15 protein-coding genes are annotated in these 18,881 nt (G+C 67.6%); 6 read left to right on the top strand and 9 right to left on the bottom strand.

The window, feature by feature from the left end:
- Positions 1 to 163: 163 nt before the first annotated feature.
- From ABQJ54_RS10170 to ABQJ54_RS10190, 5 genes are all read right to left on the bottom strand, one after another.
- Positions 164 to 1,213 (bottom strand): serine hydrolase domain-containing protein, encoded by a 1,050-nt coding sequence (locus ABQJ54_RS10170; RefSeq protein WP_367854181.1) that lies wholly within the window; start codon positions 1,211 to 1,213, stop codon positions 164 to 166.
- A gap of 248 nt (positions 1,214 to 1,461) precedes the next feature.
- Complete coding sequence (locus tag ABQJ54_RS10175; RefSeq protein ID WP_437343344.1) at positions 1,462 to 2,154, bottom strand: M15 family metallopeptidase; 693 nt, start codon at positions 2,152 to 2,154, stop codon at positions 1,462 to 1,464.
- Between the two features lie 98 nt (positions 2,155 to 2,252).
- Complete coding sequence (locus ABQJ54_RS10180) at positions 2,253 to 3,863, bottom strand: serine hydrolase (protein WP_367854182.1); 1,611 nt, start codon at positions 3,861 to 3,863, stop codon at positions 2,253 to 2,255.
- Positions 3,864 to 4,003: 140 nt separating this feature from the next.
- On the bottom strand, positions 4,004 to 5,272 hold the full coding sequence (gene lysA, locus ABQJ54_RS10185) for a diaminopimelate decarboxylase (RefSeq protein WP_367854183.1): 1,269 nt from the start codon (positions 5,270 to 5,272) through the stop codon (positions 4,004 to 4,006).
- A 19-nt stretch (positions 5,273 to 5,291) separates the two neighbouring features.
- Positions 5,292 to 6,788 carry a transglutaminase-like domain-containing protein gene (locus ABQJ54_RS10190; protein ID WP_437343338.1) on the bottom strand — a complete coding sequence of 499 codons (1,497 nt, stop codon included), beginning with the start codon at positions 6,786 to 6,788 and terminating at the stop codon, positions 5,292 to 5,294.
- A gap of 172 nt (positions 6,789 to 6,960) precedes the next feature.
- On the opposite strand from ABQJ54_RS10190, the gene ABQJ54_RS10195 reads away from it, so the two are divergent.
- The 6 genes from ABQJ54_RS10195 (at position 6,961) to ABQJ54_RS10220 (ending at position 14,405) form a co-directional block, all read left to right on the top strand.
- The gene (locus tag ABQJ54_RS10195; protein WP_367854184.1) at positions 6,961 to 8,370 is read left to right on the top strand and encodes a C40 family peptidase; all 1,410 of its coding nucleotides are present in this window, start codon (positions 6,961 to 6,963) and stop codon (positions 8,368 to 8,370) included.
- 864 nt (positions 8,371 to 9,234) lie between these two features.
- Positions 9,235 to 10,335, top strand: a complete 1,101-nt coding sequence (locus ABQJ54_RS10200) for a dipeptide epimerase (RefSeq protein WP_367854185.1) — start codon at positions 9,235 to 9,237, stop codon at positions 10,333 to 10,335.
- Position 10,336: 1 nt separating this feature from the next.
- Entirely contained in the window at positions 10,337 to 11,194 is an 858-nt protein-coding gene (locus tag ABQJ54_RS10205; protein WP_367854186.1) for a MurR/RpiR family transcriptional regulator, read from the top strand.
- Positions 11,195 to 11,227: 33 nt separating this feature from the next.
- Entirely contained in the window at positions 11,228 to 11,998 is a 771-nt protein-coding gene (locus tag ABQJ54_RS10210) for a L,D-transpeptidase family protein (RefSeq protein ID WP_367854187.1), read from the top strand.
- Positions 11,995 to 13,275, top strand: coding sequence for a dicarboxylate/amino acid:cation symporter (locus ABQJ54_RS10215; RefSeq protein ID WP_367854188.1), 1,281 nt, complete (start codon positions 11,995 to 11,997; stop codon positions 13,273 to 13,275). The genes ABQJ54_RS10210 and ABQJ54_RS10215 overlap by 4 nt, the downstream gene beginning before the upstream one ends.
- 2 nt (positions 13,276 to 13,277) lie before the next feature.
- Entirely contained in the window at positions 13,278 to 14,405 is a 1,128-nt protein-coding gene (locus ABQJ54_RS10220) for an NAD(P)/FAD-dependent oxidoreductase (protein ID WP_367854189.1), read from the top strand.
- An 18-nt stretch (positions 14,406 to 14,423) separates the two neighbouring features.
- Here ABQJ54_RS10220 and ABQJ54_RS10225 read toward each other — a convergent pair whose 3' ends face one another.
- Genes ABQJ54_RS10225 through ABQJ54_RS10240 form a run of 4 tightly spaced genes read right to left on the bottom strand, consistent with a single transcriptional unit; the run spans position 14,424 to position 18,743 of the window.
- Positions 14,424 to 16,589, bottom strand: a complete 2,166-nt coding sequence (locus tag ABQJ54_RS10225; protein WP_367854190.1) for a TonB-dependent siderophore receptor — start codon at positions 16,587 to 16,589, stop codon at positions 14,424 to 14,426.
- Positions 16,590 to 16,646: 57 nt separating this feature from the next.
- Positions 16,647 to 18,221, bottom strand: coding sequence for a PepSY-associated TM helix domain-containing protein (locus tag ABQJ54_RS10230; RefSeq protein WP_367854191.1), 1,575 nt, complete (start codon positions 18,219 to 18,221; stop codon positions 16,647 to 16,649).
- Between the two features lie 16 nt (positions 18,222 to 18,237).
- The gene (locus ABQJ54_RS10235) at positions 18,238 to 18,483 is read right to left on the bottom strand and encodes a hypothetical protein (RefSeq protein WP_367854192.1); all 246 of its coding nucleotides are present in this window, start codon (positions 18,481 to 18,483) and stop codon (positions 18,238 to 18,240) included.
- Positions 18,480 to 18,743 (bottom strand): hypothetical protein, encoded by a 264-nt coding sequence (locus ABQJ54_RS10240; RefSeq protein WP_367854193.1) that lies wholly within the window; start codon positions 18,741 to 18,743, stop codon positions 18,480 to 18,482. Before ABQJ54_RS10240 ends, ABQJ54_RS10235 begins: the two co-directional genes overlap by 4 nt.
- Between the last annotated feature and the right edge of the window lie 138 nt (positions 18,744 to 18,881).

Below are 18,881 nucleotides of genomic sequence, written 5' to 3' on the forward strand. Positions count from 1 at the left end.
GCTTCTTTCTGCTTTTTGCTCGTCATTCCAGCGAAAGCTGGAATCCAGTGAAGTATGCGTGCGAAGCACGCGAAACCGGTTTTGAGTGCTACGCACGAGTCGTTTGACTGGATTCCGGCCTGCGCCGGCATGACGGTGAGGGATATGGCAATTCCGGTGGTGATCAATGCAGGAACGGTTCGGCAATCGCCAGCACGGTGCGGTAGGGTTCGGGGTCGTTGCGGTTGCTGAGCAGGATCACCGTGAGATGCTGCTTGGGCCAGCGCACGATCACGTTGCGGAAGCCGATGCTCTCGCCCGAGTGCCACAGCGTGTCGCCGGTGATGCGCCAGCCGTAGCCGTAGCTGGCTTCGTAGGGTTCGCCCACGACCTTCGCATGCGGGCTGAAGGCGAGCTTGCGCGAGGCGTCGCTGAGCAGGCGGTTGTCGTAGAGCGCGGCGTCCCACTTTGCAAGGTCGTCGATGTTCGAATAGATGCCGCCGTCGCCGCGGGTGGCGCTGGTCAGGTCCTGGTCGGTGCGCTGCCAGCGGCCGTCGGTTTCGCTGTAGCCGTACGCGCGGTTCGGCACGCTCTTGTCGTCGTGCACGTAGAGCAGGGTGTGGTCCATGTGCAGCGGCTGGAAGATGCGCCGCGCGAGGAAGTCCTGCAGCGTCGTGTCCGATGCCTTTTCCACCACGAGGCCGAGCAGCACGAAACCGGTGTTGCTGTAGCGGTAGGCGGTGCCGGGCGGGAAGTAGCCGTGCGTGGTGGCGGCGATCATGCGCAGCACGTCGTCGTCGTCGAGCTGCTTCGTGGTGCCGGGCGGGATCAGATCCTCATAGTCGAGCAGGCCGCCGGTGTGGCAGAGCAGCTCGCTCAGCGTCACCTTGCCGGTGAAGGCCGGCAGCGTGGGCAGCCAGTGGCGGATCGAATCGTCGAGCTTCAGCTTACCGTCCTGCGCCAGCAGCAGGATCGCGGCGGCGGTGAACTGCTTGGTGATGGAGGCGAGGCGGTAATCGGTGGCCGGGGAGGCGGCGACGTGGTGCTCCAGGTCGGCCATGCCGTAGCCGCGGTCGAGCAGCGGCTTGCCGTCCTTGATGACCAGCAGCGAGGCGCCGGGTACGTCGCCGGTGTAAGGCTGCATCAGGCGGTTGGCGTTCTGGATGGCGTCGGCGGTGGAGGCGCTTGCGGTGCCGGCGATGAGCAGCAAGGCCAAGGCTGTGGCGAGACGCATGGTGGACCTCCGTGCGCGGTAGCTTGAGCCCCTCCCCCGGCGGGGAAGGGGTTGGGGAGAGGGTTCGGCACCGCCGCAAGGTCTGGTTTCGCCCGTACCCTCTCCCGCCTGGATTCGCACCATCCATGGCGCTCTCCCCTGTCGGGGCCGGCTCCGCCGTTCCGCAGTCGCTCCAGCGCCTGCAGGTCGGCACCCTCTCCCGGAAGGAGAGGGGAGGCTTCGGATAGGGCGGGGCGAGAATGGGGCGTTCATTGCACCGGCACGTCGTACAGCGTGTGCGGGGTGGGTTCGGGCGCGAGGGTGTAGTGCCACCACTCCAATGTGTAGTTCTGGAACCCCTCGCGCTCCATCGCCGCGCGCAGGCGATGGCGGTTGGCGAGCTGTACGGCGCTGATGCCGGGGGCGTCGGTATGGGCGCGCACGCCGAACCAGTCGAAGCCGGTGCCCATGTCCAGCGGCGCGCAGTGCGTGCCGTCGGCGGCGCAGCGTTCCATGGTGAGGTCCACGGTGGCGCCGCGGCTGTGCCCGGAGACGGGCGCGATGTAGTCGCCGAGCAGCTGCGACTTGTCGAGGTTCGGGTAGTGCTGCGGCTTGGTGCGCTGGTCGGACAGGTCGTGCGCCCAATGCACGAAATCCGCCACGGCGCGGGCGGGGCGATAGCAATCCCACAGCTTCAGCCGGTAGTGCTGCGCGCGCAGGTCGTGCTCGACGCGCGCCAGCGCCTCGGCGGCCGGGCGCAGTAGCAGGCACTTGGGCGCGAGGTAGCCATGCACCGGCCGGCCGACGAAGTTGTCGCTGCCGGCGTACTTGATGTCCTCGGCGATATCGGGCGCCAGACTGCGGATGTCGACCAGGCCGGCTTGCGCCGCGGTTTTCGCGGGCGAGAGCCGCGGTGGCGGTTCATCGGCCTGCGCGATCTGCAGGCAGGCCGCGAGCACGATGACCGGCGCGATGGTGTAGGAGCGCACCCTGTGCGCGAACAGCTCTTCGCGAAAAGCTGGATCGCGCACAGGGTGCGCTCCTACAGGAAACCGGCGCTTCACGGGCAATCCCCGGTACGCACGAAGTGCAGGTCCTCGTAGTCGGAGCTGAAGTCGCCGAGCGGGTCGACCTTGGCCATGGTCAGCGTGGCGGGTTGGCCGCCTTGCGCGGGATGGAAATCCAGCCAGGCGTCGGGGTCCATGCCGTGGTTGCTCCAGTGCACCAGGTCGCGGTTGCCCAGGCGCATCACGTCCCCGTTGAGCCGCGGCGACTTGGCGACGGCGAAATGCACGCGGCCGTTCCTGGGGCACAGCATGAGATCGCCCAGCCACGGATCGCGGTAGCGGCCTGTCCACGCCGCCAGCACGGCGGGTGCGACGGGCGTGGCGGCGGAGGTGTCCGGCGCGGCGGCACGCTTGGTGGCCTGCTCGTCGGCGCGTTGCAGCGCGTCCGCATACCACGTGACGCCGCGCGTGTCGTCCGGCTTGGTGAAGTGCTTGAGCAGCGCCTCGCCCAGCACGGTGCGCGCGGATTCCGCCTCGCCGTTGATGAGGAATACGAAGCCATCCTTCTGGTCGGGCAGCAGCATCAGTTCGGAGTACATGCCATCCAGCGTGCCGGTGTGCCACACCGTCCAGGTGCCGTCCACGTCGGTCATGCGCCAGCCGTAGCCGTAGGCCATGATGTGGCTGTCGTCCCAGTCGCGGCGTTGCTCGGAAACGGGGATCAGCATGTGCGGCGATTGCAGTACGTGGCGCTGTTCCGCCGACAACCACTGCAGTTGCGCTGGCGTGGGCACCAGCCAGTTGCGCGCCCAGCTCAGCATGTCGTCGAGGTCGCAGCGGATGCCGCCGGCGGGTGCAGAGGTGATCGCGGGGATCACCGGGCCGTCCTCGTCCTCCGGGACGTTGCGGCCGTCCCTGAAGGAGTGCGGTTGCGCCACGTCGCCCACCGCGTCGCGGTTCCACTGGCCGACCTGGCAGCGCGAAAGACCCAGCGGCTGGAACACCTCGCGATGCATCAGCGTCTCGTACGGCGCGCTGCCCGCGGCGGCGGCCACTTCGCCGGCCACCACGTAGAGCAGGTTGTCGTACTCGTATTTCGAGCGGAAGCTGTAGCCGGGCTTGATGTAGCGCAGGCCGTGGATGATGTCGGCGCGGGTGAACGCATTCGGCTCCGGCCACAGCATCAGGTCGCCGCCGCCTTCGGGCAGGCCGCTGGAGTGGGTGAGCAGGTCGGCCACGCGCATGTTCTTCGTGACCCATGGGTCGTACATCTGGAAGCCGGGCAGGTACTTCGTCACCGGATCGTCCCAGTGCAGCTTGCCCTGGTCGACCAGCCTGCCCAGCAGGGCGGTGGTCATCGCCTTGCTGTTGGAGGCGATCTTGAACAGGGTGCGCGGGGTGATCTTGCGGCCCGAGCCGGCGATGGTTTCGCCGCGCGTGGCGACGTAGACCACCTTGCCGTTTTCGATCACGCCCAGCGCGATGCCGGGCAGGTGGTAGCGCGCGACCACGGTGTCGAGGATGTGGTCGTAGGTGCGGGCTTCGGGTGTCGTGGAAACTGGTGTGGTCTGCGCAGCGAGGGCAGCTGTGCAGGGCAGTACGAATGCAAGAGCGAGCAGTGCCTTGCTCGGCCATGCGGGATGACGGCGGTGTTGGCCCCTCACCCCAACCCTCTCCTCGCTCCTCCACGCGGAGAGAGCACATGGACGTGCTCTGCTCTGGGGAGCGAGGAAAGCCGCGGCCATCCATGGCCGCTCCCCGCCTGCCCCGGAGGGGCGAGGGAGCTTCATGCGTGCGATGCGTTTCATGTCGTCTCCCACTGACTGGCCGACTGTTCGCCGGCGAGCATTTCATCCAGCGTCTGCCGCCGGCGGATCAGCGCATGGCGGCCATGGTCGAGCAGCACCTCGGCCGCCAGCGGCCGCGAGTTGTAGGTGGAGGCCATCGACGCGCCATAGGCACCGGTGCCGCGGATCATTACCAGGTCGCCCGCCGCACAGGCAGGCAATGCACGCGCCTGCGCGAAGGTGTCGCCGGTTTCGCAGACCGGGCCCACCACGTCGTAGATGGCCTGTGGCCGCGCTTCGCCCGACACCGGCACGATGTCGTGCCAGGCGTCGTACAGGCTGGGGCGGGCGAGGTCGTTCATCGCCGCGTCCAGCACCAGGAAGTCGCGCGCCTCGCCATGCTTGATGCGCAGCACGCGCGTCAGCAGCACGCCGGCCTCGGCCACGAGATAGCGGCCGGGTTCCAGCAGCAGGCGGCCATCGAAGCCGGCGAGCGCCTCGCGGATGACCGCGACGTAATCGGCCGGCGCGATAGTCACGTCGCCATCGCGGTAACGCACGCCGAGGCCGCCGCCCACGTCGATGCTGGCGACGGGATGGCCGGCGTCGCGCAGTTCGCGCCAGAACGCGGCCACGCGCTGCAGGGCCAGGCGATACGGTTCCAGCGAGAGGATCTGCGAGCCGATGTGCACGTGCAGGCCGTCCAGCCGCACGTGTCGCAGCGTGGCGCGCGCGTCGAACCAGCGGCGCGCCTCGGCGATGCTCACGCCGAACTTGTTCTCCGACTTGCCGGTGGAAATCTTGGCGTGGGTGAGAGCGTCCACGTCCGGGTTGATGCGCACCGCCGCGCGCGCCGTGGCGCCGCGTTCTCCCGCGATGCGCTCGATGGCGTGCAGTTCGTCCAGCGATTCCACGTTGAAGCGCTGGATGCCCGCGGCCAGCGCCTCGCCGATTTCGTCGTCGTTCTTGCCTACGCCGGAGAACACGATGCGTTCGGGTGGAATGCCGGCACGCAGTGCGCGTTGCAGTTCACCGGCGGAAACGATGTCCGCACCCAGTCCGGCCTGCGCCATCAGTTCCAGGATGGCGCGGCTGCCGTTGGCCTTGACCGCGTAGCAGATCGTGGCGTCCATGCCGTGCAGTGCCAGCTGCAGGCCGGCGATGCGCTGGCGGATCGCGCTGGCCGAGTAGGCGTACAGCGGCGTGCCGTGCCGCCCGGCGAGCGCGAGGAGATCCACGCCGTCGAAATGCGTGGAAGGTAGTGTGTCCATGGTGGGCAGGTTCATTGCGGAATCGATGAAGAGATCAATGCCGGTCGACCGGCGACCAGTCGAAGCCGTAGTGCCATTGGTCGTAGTAAAGGTTGCCGCCGCTCCACTCGACTTCGCCGCGCTGCGAGTCCACGTTGTCGGAGCGGAACGAGTGCTTGGCTGGCACGAAGCTCTGGCCGTAATCGCTGTTGAAGGCGATGCGCCAGGCGTCCAGCCCGCCGAGGTAGAACCACTCCAGCGCGTCGTCGCCGGGTTTCGCTTGCGCGCCCGGATGCAGGCGGCCGAAAGTGACATCCATCGGCACCCAGCCGTAAGGTGCGAGGTAGAGCTGGCCCCAGTCGTGGATGTCGTTGTAGCCGTGGTCGGCGAAGATCGCGCCGGACTGCCAGCGCGCCGGGATGCCGTTCAGGCGCAGCAGGGCGATCAGCAGCATGGTCTGCTGGCCGCAGTCGCCGTGGCCGGCGTGCAGGGTGTAGTCGCTGAGGTTGGGGATGGTGGAGTACTCGCGCGCACCGGCCCACGGGATTTCGTCCACGGCCGCGAACAGCTTCTGCGCGATGCGGTACGGGTTCTTCTCGTCGCCCACCACCTGCCGCGAGAACAGCCGCAACTGCTCGGTGAACACGAGGTGCGGCGGTCGCTCGGCCACGTAGGGCGCCAGTTCCGGCGTGATCGTCGCAGGTACCACCTTCGCCGGGTCGATGGCATGGTATTGCGCGTAGATCGTGAGCTCGTAGGTGACCGAGAAGGTGGTGGGCTTGCCGGCCTGCGCGGTCTTCTCGAAATACACCGTGCGCATTGGCGTGGCATCGGGCGCTAGCTCGTGCTTCGCCGGGGCGCTGGTCACGTAGCGGATGTCTTCCTGCTGGCCCGACAGCGCTTTCGGGTAGGGAATCCACGCGCGCACGGTCTTGCCGGCCGGCACTGCGTCGGCATCCACGGTGAGTGTCTGGGTGATGCGCACGCGATGCGGCAGCACGCTGCTGCGGTTTTCCTGCAGCGATGCCGCACGCACTTCGCGGTGGTAGTCGTTCAGCACGCCCATCGGGTCGTCGTCGAACGGCGCGGGATGGGCGCGGCGTGCGGCGGCGTCGGCGCTGAGGCGGAAGATGTTGGAGGCGTCGCGCTTGAAGTACATCACGCGGCCGTCGATCACCATGCGTTCGAGCAGGCCGTGTTCGTCCCAGTCGCGGAACTCGTCGTCGCGCAGGTCGGGCACCTGCTTGCGGATGCGTGCCTTCAGCGCACCGGCATCGAGCGAGAAGTCGTAGCGGATGCGGCGCATGCGTTCGCGCTGGAACAGCAGCGCGGCGCGCGTGGCGGCATCCAGCCCGGTCTGGTTCAAGGCCTGCGTGATGTCGGCGTCGGCGGCCTGGAACTGGCCGGCATCGACCAGTGCGGCGATGCTCGCCGGCGTATCGGCGGCCCAGACCATCGCGCACGGTGCGGCCAGCAAGGCCAGTGTGAGCAGCAGGCGTACCGTCCGCTGTGCAGCGGTCATCGCACTCGCCATCTGAAGGAGCCTGTTCATGGTCTCCGCGTGCCCCGCGATGCTTCCCCAACGGGTTGTGTAGCACGCTTGCAATTGGTGGTCAATAAATTATGCTTCGACAGAAATTTTCAGGAATCAAATATTCCTGCGTATGTTGTGCGACCAGAGCTGTCGCGCTTGGTGACGTGGCAGGCGAAGGGGTGAAACGACGATGAAACGTGCGGTTCTCGCGACCTTGGTGCTCGCCCTCGCGCTCGTCCATGCGCCACTGCCGGCGCAGGACGTGTCCGCGGCTGCATTGCCGGTTCCGCCCAGCGGCGTGCTTGGCGTGGGCGATGCGCAGCTGACGCCGGCTTTCTGGATCGGCTTGCAGTCGCAACCCGACCGGCAGATCCTCACCCGCGCGGAGATCGACGCGCAGAACGCGAAGCTGTTCAAACTCGATCCCACCATGCACGACCTCGCAGCGTTGCCTGCCACGTTGCCGCGCGCACAGGTGGCCGCCTGGATCAGGCACTTGTCGAAGCGTCCCGCGCACGCGCTGTACGACGAGCACGGCCAACCGGTGCCGGCGGCCACGCTGGACAAGATGGAGAGCGATCTGGCGCTGGATGCGATCCCCGCGCAGACCGCCGTACGTTATGGCCTGGTGGTGCAGCGCGCCGCGCTGCGCACCTTTCCCACCACGCTGCGCGTGTTCAGCAGCGACGACGACCACGACATCGACCGCTTCCAGGAGAGCGCCGAATTCCCCGGCACGCCGGTGGCGATCGTGCATGCGAGCCGCGACGGCCAGTGGCTGTTCGTGGTCAGCCCGCGCTACGCGGCGTGGGTGCAGAAGCAGTACGTGGCGGAAGGCGCGAAGGACGTGGTGCTGGCCTACGCGGCGAAGACGCCGTACCGCGTGGTCACCGGCGCCAGCGTGCGCACCGTGTTCACGCCGGAGCAGCCGGAAGTGTCGCAACTGCAGCTGGACATGGGCACGCGCGTGTCGCTGCTCACCGCGCTGCCGCCCGACCAGCCGGTGAACGGCCAGACGCCGTATGCCGCGTACACGCTGCAACTGCCCATCCGCAAGGACGATGGCAGCCTGGCGCTGGTGCCCGCGCTGCTGCAGAAGAACACCGACACCGCCGCCGACTACCTGCCGCTGACGCCGCGCAACCTGATCACCCAGGCGTTCAAGTTCCTCGGCGAGCGCTACGGCTGGGGGCATTCGTACGATGGCCGCGACTGCTCGGGCTTCGTCTCCGACGTGTACCGCAGCCTCGGCGTGCAGATGCCGCGTAACACCGGTGACCAGGCCAAGAGTCCCGCGTTGGAACATCGCTTGTTCACTGCTGCCGACAACCATGCGGTGCGCCTGCAGGCGGCGATGCAGCTGCGGCTCGGCGACCTGGTCTACATCCCGGGCCATGTGATGATGGTGCTGGGCCAGTGGCAGGGGCAGCCGTGGGTGATCCACGACGTGCTGGGCATGAGCTACCGCAAGCCGGATGGCTCCGTCGCGCACATCAAGCTCAATGCGGTGTCGGTGACGCCGTTGTTGCCGATGCTTTATGGCAAGGATGGGTCGACCTTCATCGACCACATGACCAGTATCGTGCGCATCCGCCAATGAACCGCACGCGATTCCAGCCGTGGTCGTCATCCCGCCCGGAGGCTCTATTCCCCTCTCCCGCTTGCGGGAGAGGGGTTGGGGGAGAGGATGTTTTTGCTTGTGGACTTGCGCAAGCGTCGAAGCGGTTTCGTCCGCCTGTCGGCGGCCGAGCTACTTCTCTTTTGCTTGTCCAAAAGAGAAGTAGCCAAGAGAAAACGACACCCCGCGGCGACGCCTTCCGTCCATCCATGGACGGAAGGTGCGTGAGCCGTGGCCGGGCTTTTCGAGCGGGCTCCTGCCCGCGCGAAAAGGCGTTGCCATCCATGGCAACGCCCGCTGCGCGGCCTGATTGTCCCCGACCCACCGTCGCCGAGGGGCCCCGGGTAGAGCAGGCGCGCATCGTGCGTGCCAGAAGCAAAAGCCAGAGCCAGAGCCAGAGCCAAAGCGCCGCAAATTTGCGGTGCTTTGGCTCTTTTGAAAAGTGCGCGCTTGGAGCGCGCTGCTTTACCCGGGGCCCCTATGGCGCGGCGGGCGGGTGGAGGAAAGTCCGCAGGATGGCCGGCAAGGATGCGGGCCAGTTTTTCGCCGGGACAGGAGTCCCGTCGAAAACCCCCGGAACCCGCCCGCGCACCCGCAGGGCAGAGCCTGTCCCGGACCTGATCCGGGAATGCCCGGAGGGCGCGCCATCGGGGTGGCCTATCTTTTGGTTACTTTTCTCTGGCCACGCAGAGAAAAGTGACTCGGGCGCCGGCAGGCGCTCGAAACCGCTTTGTTCACGAGATCAGCGGGCACCGTGCGTGCTCAAACCATCACGCACAGGGTGCGCTCCTACGCCGCGGGAGCGCGCGGATACCTAATGCATTCAACAAGGATGAAAGCCATCCCATGAAAATCACCGACATCCAGTTCGGCATGCTGCGCGTCCCGCTGAAGACGCCGTTCAAGACGGCGCTGCGCACCGTCAACCAGGTCGAGGACATCGTGGTGATGGTGCATACCGACACCGGCCACGTCGGTTACGGCGAGGCGCCCGCCACCGCGGTGATCACCGGCGACACCCACGGCTCGATCACCGACGCGATCCGCCACTACATCACGCCACGCCTGCTCGGCCAGGACGTGGCCGAGCTCAACCGGCTGACCCACCTGGTGCAGTCGTCGATGGAGAAGAACACCAGCGCCAAGGCGGCGGTGGAGATCGCGCTGTACGACCTGTGGGGCCAGCTCTACGGCGCGCCGCTGTACAAGCTGCTGGGCGGCGGCGACCCGGTGATCACCACCGACATCACCATCAGTGTGGACTACATCGACAAGATGGTGGCCGACTCCGTCGCTGCGGTGGAGCGCGGTTTCGAGTCGCTGAAGATCAAGGTGGGCAAAGACATCGGCGTCGACATCGAGCGCGTCAAGGCGATCTATGCCGCGGTCGAGGGTCGCGCGCTGCTGCGGCTGGACGCCAACCAGGGCTGGACGGCCAAGCAGGCGGTGTATGCGCTGCAGACGCTGGAAGACGCCGGCATCAAGCTGGAACTGGTCGAGCAGCCGGTGAAGGCGCGTGACCTGGAAGGCATGCGCTACGTCACCGAGCGCGTGCACACGCCGATCATGGCCGACGAAAGCGTGTTCGGGCCGATGGAGGTGATCGACCTGATCCGCCTGCGCGCCGCCGATATCATCAACATCAAGCTGATGAAGACCGGCGGTATCTCCAACGCGATCAAGATCGCGGACATCGCCGCGCTGCACGGCGTGGAGTGCATGATCGGCTGCATGCTGGAAACCTCGATCAGCGTGGCGGCGGCGGTGCACGTGGCAGTGGCCAAGTCCAACGCGATCACCAAGGTGGACCTGGACGGCCCTTCGTTGTGCCAGTTCAACCCGGTGGACGGCGGCGTGATCTTCAACGAGTCCGAGATTTCGGTGACCGATGCGGCGGGCCTCGGCATCCGCGAGATCCGCGGGCTGGAAACCGGCGTCGGGGGCTGACATGTCGCCGCTGGTCAAGATCCGCTCCGAGCGCGACCAGATGTCGGCGGTGGAGCGCCGCATCGCCGATTTCGTGCTGGACAACGCGCAGCTGCTGCGCGACTACTCCTCGCAGCAGCTCGCCAATGCGCTGGGCATCAGCCAGTCCAGCGTGGTGAAGTTCACCCAGAAGCTGGGCTTCAAGGGCTATCCCGACCTCAAGTATTCGGTGGGCGAGGCGATCGCCCGCGCCGACAACGGCGACGAGGTGGAAGCCGCCACGCAGGTCCGTGGCGAGGCGGCCGAGTCGCCGGCCACCGGCCTGTGGCGACGCAAGTCCGAGGCGGAGGAGGCCACGCGCCTCATCAACCCGCCGCAGACGCTCGCCACGGTGACCAAGGCAATGGCCAAGGCCGGCCGCGGCGGCAAAGTGTTTCTCATCGGCCTTGGCGAGGACGATATCCACGCGCGCGATTTCGCGTACAAGCTCGCGCTGCTCGGCCTGCCCGTGGTGCACAACTTCGACCTCGCGCGGATGGCCGCCAACGTCTCCTCCGCCGATCCTGGCGACATACTGCTGGTGTTCTCCGAGCACGGCAATCATCCGGCGCTGTGCAAGGTCGGCCGGCATTTCCGCGAACGCCGCGGCATGGTGGTCAGCGTGACCCGGCACAGCGCCAATCCGTTGCGCGCACTGGCCGACGCGGCCCTGCTGGTATCCGCGCACGACGAGCGCCCGTACATCCAGTCACTGCTCTACCAGTCCGCGCTGCAGCATCTGCTGGACGTGTTGTTCGTGCAGCTTTGCGAGGGCGACGACGCGCGCCATGCGCAGCTCGTCGCCAACCTGGAACGCATCGAGAAGGTGATGGAGCCATGAATGGACGTCCAAACAACGCGAGGATTCCGTGCCATGCGTAAGCGTTTCGTTGCCTTGCTGATCGTTGGCGTTGCCTTCGCGGGCCATGCCATTGCCGCCACCGATCCGGGTGTCGCCTGGTCTGATGCCGGCCAGATGGTGCTGGTCACCGTGCCCGACTGGAATACGATCGAGGGCACGCTGCGTACTTACCAGCGCGACCACGGCGGCGCGTGGCATGAAGTGGGCGTTGCACAGCCGGTGGTGATCGGGAAGAGCGGCTCGGCCTGGGGCATCGGCCTGAGTCCGGTACGGCACGACGGCCCGCAGAAGCGCGAAGGCGACGGCCGCAGCCCGGCCGGCGTGTTCCGCATCGGCACCACCTTCGGTTATGCCGCGCATGCGGATACGGCAATGCCATACCTCGCGCTCACCGCCACCGACTACTGCATGGACGTCAGCGGCTCGCCGCTCTACAACCGCATCGCCGACACAGCCAAGGTGGGCGCGGCAGCGTTGAAGGGAGCCAGTGAGCCGATGCGACGCGACCTGCATTTCCATGGCGACCAGGCCTACCGCATCGGCTTCGTGATCGAACACAACCCGGATGGCGTGGCGCATGGCGGCAGTTGCATCTTCGCGCACCTGTGGTCGTCGCCGACCACGGGCACCACCGGCTGCACCGCGATGACGCCAGGCACCATGCGGGGCCTGCTGGCGTGGCTGAAGCCGCAGGAACATCCCGTGTTCGTGTTGCTGCCGAAGGACGAATACGCGCGCCTGCGCCACGCATGGCAGCTGCCCGACGTGAGGTCCGGCCGATGAGCGCCACCACCCGTGTGCTGCTGGGCCTCGTGGCCGGTGCGCTGGTTGGCCTGGCGCTCGCCGCCTGGACTCCGGGTTGGGCCGTGCGGGCGGCGGACGTTGCCCAGCCGATCGGCCATCTGTGGCTCAACGCCTTGCAGATGACGGTGGTGCCGCTGGTGCTGGCGCTGGTGGTGGTGGGCGTGAACACGGCCAGCGATGCGGCGGCTTCCGGGCGCATTGCGCGGCGCACTCTCGTCGCCGTCATCGTGGTGCTCGCGCTCGGCGCGGCGGTCGCCGCGCTGCTCGCACCGCCACTGCTGGCGCTGTTCCCGCACAACCCGGCTTTGGGCGAGGTGCTCAGCGGCCACGCCGCCAATAGACCGGTGGCCGCCGCGCCGGGCTGGGCCGACTGGTTCGAGGGTATCGTGCCCAGCAACGCGCTGATGGCCGCGGCGCAGAGCGCGATGCTGCCGCTGGTGGTGTTCGCGCTGTTCCTCGGCTTCGCGCTCACGCAGTTGCAACCATCGCGCCGCGCCCTGCTGGTGGAGTTCTTCCAGGCCATGGCCGACGCGATGATCGCGATCGTGCGCTGGGTGCTGTGGCTGGCGCCGCTGGGCGTGTTCGCACTGATCCTCGCCGTCTGCGCCCGCGCGGGCCTGGGCATGGTGCGCGCGCTGGGCGTGTTCGTGCTGCTGGAGATCATCCTGCACCTCACGGTCACCGTGCTGATGCTGCCGGTGGCCATGCTGTGGGGCGGCGAGCGGCTGCGCCGCTTCGTCGTTGCGCTGGCGCCGGCGCAGGCGGTGGCGGCCAGCACGCAGTCCTCGCTGGCCTCGCTGCCGGCGATGCTGGAGAGCGCGGAACGGCGGCTCGGCTATCCGACCCAGGTCACCGCGCTGGCGCTGCCGATGGCGGTGTCGCTGTGCCGGCTCACCAGTCCGGTGCAGTACATCGCTTCAGCCAGCTTCATCGCCTGGGCCAGCGGCATCCATCTGGGGCCGGCGCAGCTCGTGGCAGGTGCGGCGCTGGCGGTGGTGATCAGCCTGGGCTCGGTCGGCTTGCCGGGGCAGGTCACCTTCATGGCGACGAACCTGCCGGTGGCGCAGGCGATGGGCGTGCCGGTGGCACCGCTGGGCCTGATGCTGGCGGTGGACGCGCTGCCCGACGTGTTCGCCACGCTGGGCAACGTCACGGCTGATCTCACCGTGACCAGCGTGGTCGCTCGGCAGTCGCGCAATGACACTTCCAACGCTTCTCCGGCACACGGGGACGGCAACATCGCGAAACAGGATTGAACATGCAGGCAAACGACTTCGACGCCATCATCATCGGCGCCGGCATGGCCGGCGCCTCGGTCGCGTGGTTCATGGCGCCGCACGCACGCGTGCTGGTGCTGGAGCGCGAGTCTTGGCCGGGCATGCATTCCACCGGCCGCTCTGCGGCGCTGTTCAGCGAGACCTATGGCTCGGCGCAGGTGCGTGCGCTGTCGCGCGCCACGCGGCCGTTTCTGGAGCGGCCGCCGGAAGGTTTCGCCGAGCATCCCATCCTGACGCAGCGTCCCACGCTGGTGATCGGCAGCGCCGAGCAGGCGGACGCGGTGCGCGCGATGTACGCGGAGAACCGTGCGCACATCCCCGGCCTGCGCCTGCTCGATGCCGACGAAGTGCAGGCGATGGTGCCGGTGCTGAAACCGGAGGCCGCGCAGATCGGCATGCTCGAACCCGATGCCGCCGACATCGACGTCAACGAGTTGCACCAGGGTTTCCTGCGCGGCCTACGCCAGCGCGGCGGCACGCTGCGCGTCGACGTGGCCATCCAGTCGATCGAACGCGGGCAGGGTCAGTGGCAGGTTGATTGTGGCGAAACGGTGTATCACGCACCGCTGCTGCTCGACGCCGCGGGCGCATGGGCGGACGAAGTGGCGCGCCTCGCCGGCGTGGCACCGCTGGGCCTGCAGCCGAAGCGGCGCACCGCCTTCCTGTTCGAGCCGCCGAAGGGCCTGGACACATCGCACTGGCCCTTCGTGATCGATGCGGGGGAGAGTTTCTACTTCAAGCCCGATGCCGGCCTGCTGCTGGGTTCGCCCGCCAACGCCGACCCGGTGCCCCCGCACGACGTGCAGCCGGAGGATCTCGACATCGCGCTGGGCATCGACCGCATCGAGCAGGCCACCACGATGACGATCAACCGCCCGACCCGCAGCTGGGCCGGCCTGCGCAGCTTCGTCGGCACGGAAGGCGACCTGGTAGGCGGTTTCGCGCCGGACGCGGAAGGCTTCTTCTGGGTAGCCGCGCAAGGCGGCTACGGCATCCAGACCAGCGCCGCGATGGGCGAGGCCTGCGCGAACCTCGCATTGGGTCGCGCACTGCCGGCGCATCTGGTGGAGGCCGGCATCACCGCCGCGGTGCTGACACCGCGGCGGTGATGTCGGACGAGGCGTGCGTTACAGCGTGAGCGTCATGCTGGCGCGCACCGTGCGCGGCGCGCCTTGGTTGAGGATGAAGCCCCAACTGGTGAGCCAGTACTTCTCGTTGGCGAGGTTGTCGATGCCGGCGCGCCAGGTCAGCGCATGTCCGCCGAGGTTGGTGGTGTAGCGCGCGCCGAGGTCGAAGGTGTGGTACGCACCGACGAATTCGGTATTGCCGGCGTCGATGGCCTCGTTGCCCACGTAGCGACCACCGGCATCCAGCACCAGTCCAGCGACTTGCGGCACCGCATATTCCACGTACAGGTTGCCCTGCGCACGCGGCGTGCCGTAGGCGCGCATGCCTTGTATGCCCGCGGCGGCTTGCTGGTTGTAGGCGTCGAGGTACATCACGCCGCCGAGCAGGGTCCAGTTCCGCGCCAGCAGCAGCTTGCCGGACAGGTCGATGCCCTGGTAACGCGTGCGTCCGTCGGACACGTACATGTCGTCGGAGTTGATGTACTGCAGCCCGCGCTCCACGCGGAACAGCGCGAGATCCACGCTCCAGTCGTCGTGCTCGGTCTTGGCACCGATCTCGTACTGCTTGCTGCGGGTGGGGGCGAAAGTCTGGTACTGGTTCTTCGTGCCCAGCGGCGCGCTGCTGGACTGTTCCAGCGACTCGACGTAGCTGGCGTACAGCGTCGTCGATGCGGTCGGCTTGTAGAGGAGTGCGACGGTGGGCGTCAGCGGAGTCTGCCCGTAGCGCGCGGTGGGTATGCTGCTGCCCGCGCTGTAGTCCTTGTCGATGTAGTCGGTGTAACGCAGGCCAAGCAGGACCGACCATTGCGGCGAGAACGTCACCGTGTCGCTGGCGAACATCGCGCGCTGCGTGGTGGTTTCCGCGAGGTAGGTGCTGCGGCTGAGCGGCGTGCCGGGATTGGGGAGCAGCGGCAGGTCGTAGAGGTTGCCTTGCCCGAACAACTGTCCATCGGCGTAAGGCCCGGTCGGGTAGTGGTAATCCAGCGCCTGCCACGACGCGCCGAGCACCACCTGATGGTTGATCGCACCGGTGTCGAACTTGCCCTGCAGCATGCCCTGCCACTGCTGGTAGTTGTAGCGCGAGTAGCCGAGGTAGTTGAGGTCGGTGTAGTCGCCCCGGTTGTCGGTGAGGATGATCGCGCTGTCGCGATTCGAGCGGGTCTGGCCGGCGTAGCTGTAGTCCAGGCTGGCCGTCCAGTCGGGCGAGATGTCCCACTTCAGGCCGGTGTTGGCCACGCGCATCGAGGTGCCGTAGCCGGTGTAGGGCTGGGTGACGCGCTGGCTGCCGTCCAGCGGTGCGGGCGTGTGCACCTCGGTCGGATAGCCGTAGTACTGGCCGAGGATGATGCCGTAGTAGGTGCCGCGCGTGTCGCGGTCCTGCCAGATGCTGTTGAAGTGCCAGTGCAGGTTGGGTGCGATGTCCTTGGTCAGCGCTAGTGATGCCGCGTTGCGGCGGATGCGGCCACCCTGCACATAGGTGTTGCCGTCCTCGTGCACCAGGTTGAGGCGGTAGCCCCAGCCGCCCTGTCCGCCGAACGTGCCGCCGAGGTCGGCGGATTCCTCGAGCGCGCCATCGGACACGTAGCCCAGCGTGAAGCTGGCGTACGGCTGCAGCGTCGGTTGCTTGGAGACATAGTTGAGGATGCCGCCGGGCGCGCCGAAGCCGTACATGAAGCCGCCCGCGCCCTTCAGCAACTGGATTTCGCTGAAGGGTTCCAGCGGCAGGTCGCTGGCCCAGTTCACCACGGACAGGCCGTCCATCTTGTAGCCGTTGAGCAGATCCACCGGCAGGCCGCGCACGGCGAACGTGGATTCCTCGCCGGCATAGCCGCTGCCCAGTGGCGTCACGCCCGGATCGGTGGCGAAGGCCTCGTTGATGTCGATGGCCTGCCGGTTGACGATCAGGTCCGAGGTGGCCGTGCTGATGCTGAAGGGCGTGTCGAGCAGGCTGCGATTGCCCAGCGCGCCGGCACTGGCGTTGTTGCTGCCGTACAGGTCCAGCGCGCTGGTGGTGCCGGTGACGGTCACCGCGCCGAGTTGCCTGGCGTTCTGCGGGTTCGCGGCGTCGCTGGCGTCGTCGGCATGCGCGCCGGTGCACGCCAGTGCGGCGAAGATCAGCAAGGCGAGGGCGCGACGCGCAGGGCGACGGGAATGCGGGGAAGTCATGGAGGAACTCCGTGTTGCAGGTTTGCCCGGCTGGCACAGGCTTGCCGGAAAGGGGATTCAGTCCGTCGGCGATGCGATAGGCGCGGGCAGCGCCCACACGCTGTTCGGATCGCCATCGCGTCCACGCCGCAGCGCGGCGCGCGCGAGGCGCGCGAAGACCAGGCCGAGTGCGATGCCGGTGAGGTCGACGGCCAGCACGGCACGCGTCGCCGGCGTCCACGGCTGCATCCAGTGGCTGGCATTGGCCAGCAGGTCGGCCACCGCCACGGCGATGGTCAGTACGGCGGTTGCGCCCAACAGCTCGGTGGCGGCGCGTGCGGCCGGTCGCGCAAAGGCCCAGGCGCAGGCGATGAAGAACAGTCCGTAACAGGTCGCACGCTGCACCATCGCCGCGTCGATGCCGGAATGCGCGCAGGCCAACGCCGCGCCGAACGCTCCGGAAATGCCGAGGCAGGTACCGATGCACACGCCCACCGTGGCGCGCGCCATCACTCGCGTGCGCAGCGGCTGGTCCGCGTGGCGCCGCTTGCGCCGCGACTCGACCCACAGCAGGTTGCCGGAATAGAACAGGAAGGCGCCGGCCAGGCCCAGCACGAAATACAGCCAGCGCACCGTGTTGCCGCCGAAACTGCCGAAGTGCAGCGCATACAGCGCGGACCAGCTGATGCCGTTGGCGTCCTGCCCATTGCCGACATGCGCGGCGAGCACACCGCCATCGCGCGCCGACAACGCCACCGTGCCATAGGTGCCCAGCGTGTGCTGCGACAGCCCGCGCACCTCGGCCACCGCGTTGCGGTCGCCGTAGTGCACGAAGTGCAGGTAGTCGGGATCGAAGCTGCTGACGCCTTTCACCAGTGCGGCGACGCGCGCACGTGCGATCAACTGATCGGGCGACAACATCACGCTGGTTGTGCCATTGGCCTTCGTCGCCGGAGCCGTCGCCACGGCCTGTGCGAACAGCCCGGACAGCTTGCCGTCGAACGAAACCGTGTTGAGCGCAAGCAGGGTGGCGGCAAACAGGCAGAAGATCGCGCCGGTCAGCGCGAAGATCACATGGAACGGCAGGCTGAGCACGCCGATGGCGTTGTGCGCGTCCTGCCACAGCCGCTTGAGGTTGCGTCCCGCACGCAGGGCGAACAGGTCGCCCAGCAGCTGCGGCAGGTGGATCAGGAAGCCCGACACCAGCGCCAGGCCGTACAGCACGCTGACGATGCCCATCAGGTACAGGCCGACCACCGGCAGGCCCAGCGAATCGTGCAGCGCATACACGAAGTCGGCGAGGCTGCCGCTACCCGCATCGGAGGCGGGTGCACCCATCTGGCTCGCGGTGGCGAAGCGTGCGCCGTCCCTGCCTTGCCAGAATGCATATGGGGCACCGTTGCCGCCACCGGGCAGCACGATGCCGAAATCGTCGCGGGTTTCCGGATGGTGCGCGAGCAGGCTTTCGATCAGTGCATTCACCGATACCCGCGCGTCCGGCGCGGCGCGCCATGGCGGGTTCTGCCATGCGGCGATCTCGTCGTGGAACACGGTCAACGCACCGGCATAGAACGCCACGAACAGCGCAAAACCGGCAAGCAGGCCGGTCCAGGTGTGCACGGTCTGGAAACGGCGGATCGTGGCGGCTTTCATCGTGTATCGCCCGCCTTCAATGCGGCAGCAGCCAGAGCGCAAGGAAGGCGGCCGCATTCGCGCCGCCCAGCGCCAGCCAGGCGCGCGTGCCGCTGCGCGCCGCATATGCGCCGGCCATGAAGGCAGTCCACAGCGGGAAAAACAGGATCAGCAGCGGAATCAGCCAGGCGCCGCCATCGGGAAGTACGCCCAGCAGGAGCGCGGGCAGGGCGGCGGCAAGCGTGAATCCGAGCAGGACGCCGGCAAGGCAGCGCGCGATCATCGCGGCGGCACCTTCGCGCTTCGCCACCACGCGAGATAGGGTAGTGCCACCCACACAAGCATCCAGCAGGTCAGTGCCGCGGCGATGCCGGCACCCATGCCTGCCGCCGCGATCCACGCCACGACGCCGGCGGCAAGCAGGACCGTCGCCAGCATGCGCATGCTTCCATGCAGCGGCTTGGCAAGCAGGCTCTGTCTGGCACTGGCCAGATAGAGCAGGGCGGCGCCGGCCATGCCGAGTACCAGGGCGCAGAAATTCATCGCGGGAGGGGCTCCTGAATTCGAGTGCGACGACAGCCAAAGGTCGACATCGCACTGGAAGTTAATGCGATGCATTCTCATTTACATCGGAATCGATGTCAATCGCCGCGGCTGGAGGCGCCTCTCCGGATGCCGGCA

The sequence above is a fragment of the Rhodanobacter lycopersici genome, from assembly GCF_040812335.1.
Classification (GTDB): Bacteria; Pseudomonadota; Gammaproteobacteria; order Xanthomonadales; family Rhodanobacteraceae; genus Rhodanobacter_A; species Rhodanobacter_A lycopersici.